Annotated in this window: 8 protein-coding genes; 5 read left to right on the top strand and 3 right to left on the bottom strand. The window is 42.9% G+C overall.

Features of this window, described 5'->3' with window-relative positions:
* Positions 1 to 321 precede the first annotated feature (321 nt).
* From STRDD10_RS08255 to STRDD10_RS08245, 3 genes are all read right to left on the bottom strand, one after another.
* Positions 322 to 1107, bottom strand: a complete 786-nt coding sequence (locus STRDD10_RS08255) for an ElyC/SanA/YdcF family protein (protein WP_067194933.1) — start codon at positions 1105 to 1107, stop codon at positions 322 to 324.
* 2 nt (positions 1108 to 1109) lie between these two features.
* Complete coding sequence (locus tag STRDD10_RS08250) at positions 1110 to 1703, bottom strand: 3'-5' exonuclease (RefSeq protein ID WP_067194931.1); 594 nt, start codon at positions 1701 to 1703, stop codon at positions 1110 to 1112.
* A gap of 121 nt (positions 1704 to 1824) precedes the next feature.
* Positions 1825 to 2319, bottom strand: a complete 495-nt coding sequence (locus tag STRDD10_RS08245; protein WP_067194928.1) for a DUF536 domain-containing protein — start codon at positions 2317 to 2319, stop codon at positions 1825 to 1827.
* 210 nt (positions 2320 to 2529) lie between these two features.
* On the opposite strand from STRDD10_RS08245, the gene STRDD10_RS08240 reads away from it, so the two are divergent.
* From STRDD10_RS08240 to STRDD10_RS08220, 5 genes are all read left to right on the top strand, one after another.
* Positions 2530 to 3702, top strand: coding sequence for an aminoacetone oxidase (locus STRDD10_RS08240; protein WP_067194925.1), 1173 nt, complete (start codon positions 2530 to 2532; stop codon positions 3700 to 3702).
* Positions 3703 to 3910: 208 nt separating this feature from the next.
* Complete coding sequence (locus tag STRDD10_RS08235) at positions 3911 to 4591, top strand: amino acid ABC transporter permease (RefSeq protein ID WP_067194922.1); 681 nt, start codon at positions 3911 to 3913, stop codon at positions 4589 to 4591.
* Positions 4551 to 5228, top strand: coding sequence for an amino acid ABC transporter permease (locus tag STRDD10_RS08230; protein WP_067194919.1), 678 nt, complete (start codon positions 4551 to 4553; stop codon positions 5226 to 5228). Before STRDD10_RS08235 ends, STRDD10_RS08230 begins: the two co-directional genes overlap by 41 nt.
* Positions 5229 to 5987 carry an amino acid ABC transporter ATP-binding protein gene (locus STRDD10_RS08225; RefSeq protein WP_067194916.1) on the top strand — a complete coding sequence of 253 codons (759 nt, stop codon included), beginning with the start codon at positions 5229 to 5231 and terminating at the stop codon, positions 5985 to 5987.
* A 22-nt stretch (positions 5988 to 6009) separates the two neighbouring features.
* On the top strand, positions 6010 to 6322 hold a 313-nt coding region (locus STRDD10_RS08220; protein ID WP_156468637.1), incomplete at its 3' end, for a transporter substrate-binding domain-containing protein.

The raw sequence follows: 6322 nt of genomic DNA, 5'->3' as shown, positions 1-6322 counted from the left end.
TGCCGATGATTGGGCTCTTTATTCGCTTTTCAAGCTCGTAAGAGCTCCTGATCATCCTTACGGGGGTGGGACTATGAACTAAAAATTTTCAATTTTGAGTTCTGTCCCACTCCCTCTTTTTTCAATTAGCAAAGCTTCCGTCTTTTAGAAACTACTGAAATAGACAGATGGTAAGCATGTCCTAAATAAAAAACGAATGTTGCTTCTGTCGATTAACGGAGAGAGACAGAGAATCATTCGCTTTTTTAGTTGATTTTACTTACTTTAATCTAGAAAAGTTGGTTCCTTTTGAAACTCTCTCCTTTCCCAGAGACAACCTTCTTAGTCAGGTGTAGCAAAGCGAGGATCAGCCTTGCGGATAAGATCTGGATAGCAAGTTGATAGTCGTTGAAAGGCTTGCTCAACCTCACTAGGCAAGTCCACATGGGCAAGGTAGTTCTGACCAAGCGGCCCATAGCCCTTCTCGTCATCTCTCAGTCGAGGGATTTCCCCTAAAAGGAGGCTGATATAGCGTTCTAGCTCCCACATACCAAGGGCAGGTTGAACAAACTCAAGACAATCCTTCTTCTTTTTCATTTCAACTTCATAGCTAGCATAGTTGAGAATCGTCATCCCAGGAGCATACCTCGCTAGGGTTGCGGCCATACGCCTTTGCATCGTGGCATCTTGACAAAGAATGATGGACTGAGCCTTGATTTCTTCTTCTTCAAGGAGATCCAGGAGAAAGGTGATATTGTTGCCACAGTTGGTAGATTCGCATTCCAGATAGTCTGCAGCCAATCCGTACTTGGCATCTAGATAGGTCTGAAAAAGTTGGGCTTCAGGAAGGTTTTCTATCGGGAGTTCCGGAAAGACCGTCGCCATCACCTCTCTGAGACTAGCTGTCGTATGCCCTGCTCCTCCTACAATGATATAGTGTTTGGCAATCCGGTTTTCAATAGCCTGAGCCAGTACATCACCACCTGCTAGGATCGAGCCTCCAAAGAGAACAAAGAGGTCAGCTTGATCTTTCTTGAGGACGGCTTTAACTGCGGATTGGCTCAACTGGTCTAGATCTCTCGGACCTAAAAAGTCTGCTAGCACTTGAATTGAAGATAAAATTTCCATGCTTAATCCTCAAAGAAACTGGACAAATCAAGTCCACCGAAGGGATTGTTTGAAAGGCTACTTTGCTCAGTCACCAAATTTCTAGCTTCATCAAACTCTAAAAACTGCTCGTAAACACGGGCTGTCATCCGAGCATCTTCTAAGCTATCATGGGATTTACCAGCCAAACCTAGAAAGTCTGCCACCGTATGAAGTTGTAGATTTTTTATCCCATGGAGATCAGATGGACGGCGTTCGTATGCCTCATCAAAGACATCTACTCCATATTGCTCTACTAGATCCACCCCATTTTCAAGAAGAATGGGCAAATCACTTTTATGAGCATTATAACCAATCAAAGGACTTGACCCTACAAATGCTTGAAAATCTGCTAAAACTTGTTCTAGCTTTGGTGCTTGGAGAATTTTATCTGCGGTTATCCCCGTCAAGCCATTAATAAAACTTTTAAGAGGTTTGTCGGTATAAGCGTAAGAGTCGTAGCTAGCAACTTCTTTTCCTCCTTCGAACTTGACCGCCGACACTTGGATAATCTGATAGGCTCCTTCAAATTGGTTAAACTCCAAATCAAAGGCGACATAGCTTTCTAAACGTTCCATAATACTTCCTTCTTCTAGACTAAAACATACTGACTTTTCTAGCAAAAAAGAGGCTAAGACACAAGAAGTCAGCCTCTTTTTATACCTATTGAACTTGGTAACTCAAGAGTTCTTTATAAACTTACCGTCCAAATAAACGAGCCAAAAAACCTTTATTGACCTGTTCTTGCACTCGCTCATTGGCTTCTTTGAGTTCAAGTTTCAGAGTTTCACGGTCGTTCATCGCCTGTAGGGTGAGTTGCTGTTGTTGGTCGAGTTGTTTATCTTTTTCTGCGATCTGCACATCTTTTACCCGCATCTGCTCATCCTTGCTAGCTAGCTGGGCGTCTTTTGCACGCAACTGCTCATAAAGGCGGGAAATCTCGTCATTTTTCTCGTCTACTAGAATCTCTAGCATCTCTCTTTGTTTGACATCATCCGAAATCGGCTCATCCTCAAAGATGGTCTTTTTATAAATCTCTTCTAGCTTAATCAAGCCACTACGAGTGACAACAGTTACCCCTTTTTCATTTTTTGAAACGTCTTCGGGAGCCAGGGTTTTAACACGGTTATTAATTGCCTGTCGGCTGACCCCCAAGATTTCAGCAAGATCGCTGACTGTTTTTTCGATTGCCATACATTCCTCTAACTTAGATTTTTCATCGGTATTCTATACCATAAATCTTACCATAAGACAGCTCAACTGTCAAATGCTACTTAGACTTTTAGGCTTTTTCATAATGTCAAATTGCTTCTGCGAGCTGTCTGAATAGCTAAAATTTTCTTTGTGGGAATTCTTCTAAACAAGTCTCATCTCAATCGTCCCCAAATATGATACAATAACTCTATGAAGCATTTTGATACAATCGTTATAGGAGCAGGTCCTGCTGGCATGATGGCAAGCATTTCAAGTAGCTTTTATGGACAGAAAACTCTCCTCATCGAAAAAAATAGAAAACTCGGTAAAAAATTAGCTGGAACTGGCGGTGGACGCTGTAACGTCACCAACAACGGTACGCTGGATGACCTCATGGCTGGCATCCCAGGCAATGGCCGTTTTCTATACAGCATCTTTTCCCAATTTGATAACCACGATATTATCAACTTTTTCACAGAAAATGGCGTCAAGCTCAAGGTAGAAGATCATGGCCGAGTCTTTCCTGCCACTGACAAGTCACGCACCATCATCGAAGCACTCGAAAAGAAAATCATCGAACTGGGTGGCCACATACAAACTCAAACAGAAATCGTTTCCGTAAAAAAAGAAAACGATCTCTTTCTTCTACGATCTGCAAATGAGAGTTGGACATGCGATAAACTCATCGTTACTACTGGAGGTAAGTCCTACCCTTCTACTGGATCAACTGGATTTGGACACGAGATTGCCCGTCATTTTAAACATACCATCACCGACTTAGAAGCTGCGGAAAGCCCACTTTTAACGGACTTCCCACACAAGGCTTTGCAAGGAATCTCCTTAGAGGATATAACTCTTCGTTATGATAAGCACCTCATCACCCACGACCTCCTCTTTACCCACTTTGGGCTATCTGGCCCTGCGGCTTTGAGGATGTCTAGTTTTGTCAAGGGTGGTGAGATCTTATCACTCGATTTTCTTCCTCTAGTAAGTCCAGCAGACCTAACCACTTTTCTCCATGAAAACAGAGAAAAATCTCTCAAAAATGCATTGAAACTTCTCTTACCAGAACGGTTAGCTGATTTTTTAGCGCAGCCTTTTGCAGAAAAGGTCAAACAGCTCAAACCTAAGGACGTCGAAGCACTCATTCAGCAAATTAAAGAATTTCCAATCCCCGTAACTGGAAAGATGTCCCTGGCTAAATCCTTCGTCACCAAAGGTGGTGTCCATCTTAAAGAAATCAATCCAAAGACTCTCGAAAGTAAACTCGTTTCTGGACTTTACTTTGCTGGTGAGGTACTGGATATCAATGCACACACAGGAGGGTTTAACATCACCTCTGCCCTTTGTACGGGCTGGGTGGCAGGCTTACCCAACTGGTAGCAAGGTATTTTTTATCAGAAAACAAAAAAACTACACAAAACAATTGAGGTTGGGTACCTTTGTACCAATCTCAATTTTTATTTTCCATCATTTTTTTAAATAGTTTTAGCTATAAAATTTCTTTATGTTTGTGATAAAAAATACATATTACACAAACAGCTCCATTAGTGCTAGAATAGCTACATATTATGAAAAAGGAGGTCTTCCATTGGATTGGTCTATTGTAGAGCAATACCTGCCACTCTACCAAGAAGCATTTTTTCTGACCTTGCATATTGCCATTTGGGGGATTCTAGGGTCTTTTCTTTTGGGATTTCTGGTCAGTTTGGTGAGACATTACCATCTTCCTGTTCTTAGGCAAGTTGCGACGCTGTATATTGAACTCTCACGTAATACGCCCCTTTTGATCCAGCTTTTCTTTCTCTACTTCGGTTTGCCCCGAATCGGGATTGTTCTTTCTTCAGAAGTTTGTGCGACCCTGGGACTGATCTTTTTAGGTGGTTCTTATATGGCTGAATCGTTCCGAAGCGGACTCGAAGCGGTTAGTCAAACCCAGCATGAGATTGGCTTATCGATTGGCCTTACTTCCAAGCAGGTCTTTCGCTACGTTATCCTCCCTCAAGCAGCTGCAGTTGCCCTACCATCCTTTAGTGCCAACGTGATTTTTCTTATCAAAGAAACTTCGGTCTTTTCAGCAGTTGCCTTGGCTGACCTTATGTATGTCGCAAAAGATTTAATTGGGCTCTACTACGAGACAGATATTGCGCTCACTATGCTAGTGGTCGCCTATCTCTTGCTCTTGCTACCAATTTCGCTCTTCTTTGGTTGGATAGAAAGGAGGTTACGTCATGCAGGATTCGGGAATGCAGGTACTGCTTCAGGGAAATAATTTTCTTCGCATTTTACAGGGATTAGGCGTTACCATTTGGATTTCGATCCTTTCAGTCCTTTTGTCCATGATTTTTGGAACCATTATGGGAATCATCATGACCTCCCATTCCAGAGTCATTCGCCTACTCACGCGATTCTACCTCGAATTTATTCGCATCATGCCCCAGTTGGTCTTACTCTTCATTGTCTACTTTGGCTTGGCACGAAACTTTAACATCAATATTTCAGGTGAATCCTCTGCCGTCATTGTCTTTACTCTATGGGGAACAGCAGAAATGGGAGACTTGGTGCGGGGAGCCATTACATCACTACCCAAACATCAGTTTGAAAGCGGGCGGGCTCTAGGATTGTCTGAATTCCAACTATACTTTCATATCATCATCCCTCAGGTTCTAAGAAGGCTCTTACCGCAAGCTATTAACCTGGTAACGCGGATGATCAAGACCACTTCCTTGGTTGTCTTGATCGGGGTTGTGGAAGTCACCAAGGTTGGCCAGCAAATCATCGATAGTAACCGACTCACCATCCCTACTGCTTCTTTTTGGATTTATGGAACCATACTGATCTTGTATTTCGCAGTTTGTTTTCCTATTTCCAAACTGTCAGGTCTCTTAGAAAAATATTGGAGGAATTAAATGGCTGAAACCATCTTAGAAATCAAGGAATTGAAAAAATCCTTTGGAGAAACAGCAATCCTCCAAGGATTATCGTTAGACATCAAAAAAGGGGAAGTGGTCGTGATTTTAGGCCCCTCCGGTTGTGGTAAAAGCACTCTACTACGCTGTATCAATGGCTTAGAGAGCATTCAAGGGGGAGATATTCTACTGGATGGTCAGTCCATTACAGGGAATCAAAAAGACTTCCACCTGGTTCGTCAAAAGATTGGCATGGTCTTCCAGAGTTATGAACTCTTTCCGCATCTGGATGTCCTTCAAAATCTCATCCTAGGTCCAACCAAGGCACAGGGACGTGACAAAAACGAGGTCATCCAAGAAGCGGAGCAATTACTCCAGCGAGTGGGCTTGTTAGAAAAAAAACACAGCTACGCTCGGGAATTATCAGGAGGTCAAAAGCAACGGGTGGCCATCGTCCGTTCCCTCCTCATGCATCCAGAAATCATCCTCTTTGACGAGGTAACGGCTTCGTTGGATCCCGAAATGGTGCGAGAAGTGCTGGATTTGATCAATGATCTAGCTCAGGAAGGACGAACCATGATCCTTGTCACTCACGAGATGCAGTTTGCCCGCGCTATTGCAGATCGTATCATCTTTTTAGACCAGGGAACTATTGCGGAAGAAGGTAGGGCTCAGGACTTCTTCGCCAATCCAAAGACTCAACGTGCCCAAGAATTTTTAAATGTCTTTGACTTTAGCCAATTTGGCTCCTATCTATAGCACATCTAAAGGAGAATGAATTATGAAATATTTGAAACCGATTTTAACAGCATTTGCACTCGCCTTCGCTCTTATCTTTGTGACAGCTTGTAGTTCAGGTGGGGCTTCAAATTCAACGGCAGGAAATGCGACCGCAAAAGCCCGCACCATTGACGAAATCAAGAAAAGCGGTGAACTCCGTATTGCAGTCTTTGGAGACAAAAAACCTTTTGGTTATGTAGACAATGATGGCTCCTACCAAGGATATGATATTGAACTCGGAAACAAGCTAGCAGAAGATTTAGGGGTTAAGGTCAAATACGTCTCTGTGGACGCTGCTAACCGTGCCGAATACT

It is taken from the genome of Streptococcus sp. DD10, assembly GCF_001578805.1.
In the GTDB taxonomy this organism is placed as follows: Bacteria; Bacillota; Bacilli; order Lactobacillales; family Streptococcaceae; genus Streptococcus.
This window is presented reverse-complemented; position numbering and strand designations above follow the sequence as displayed.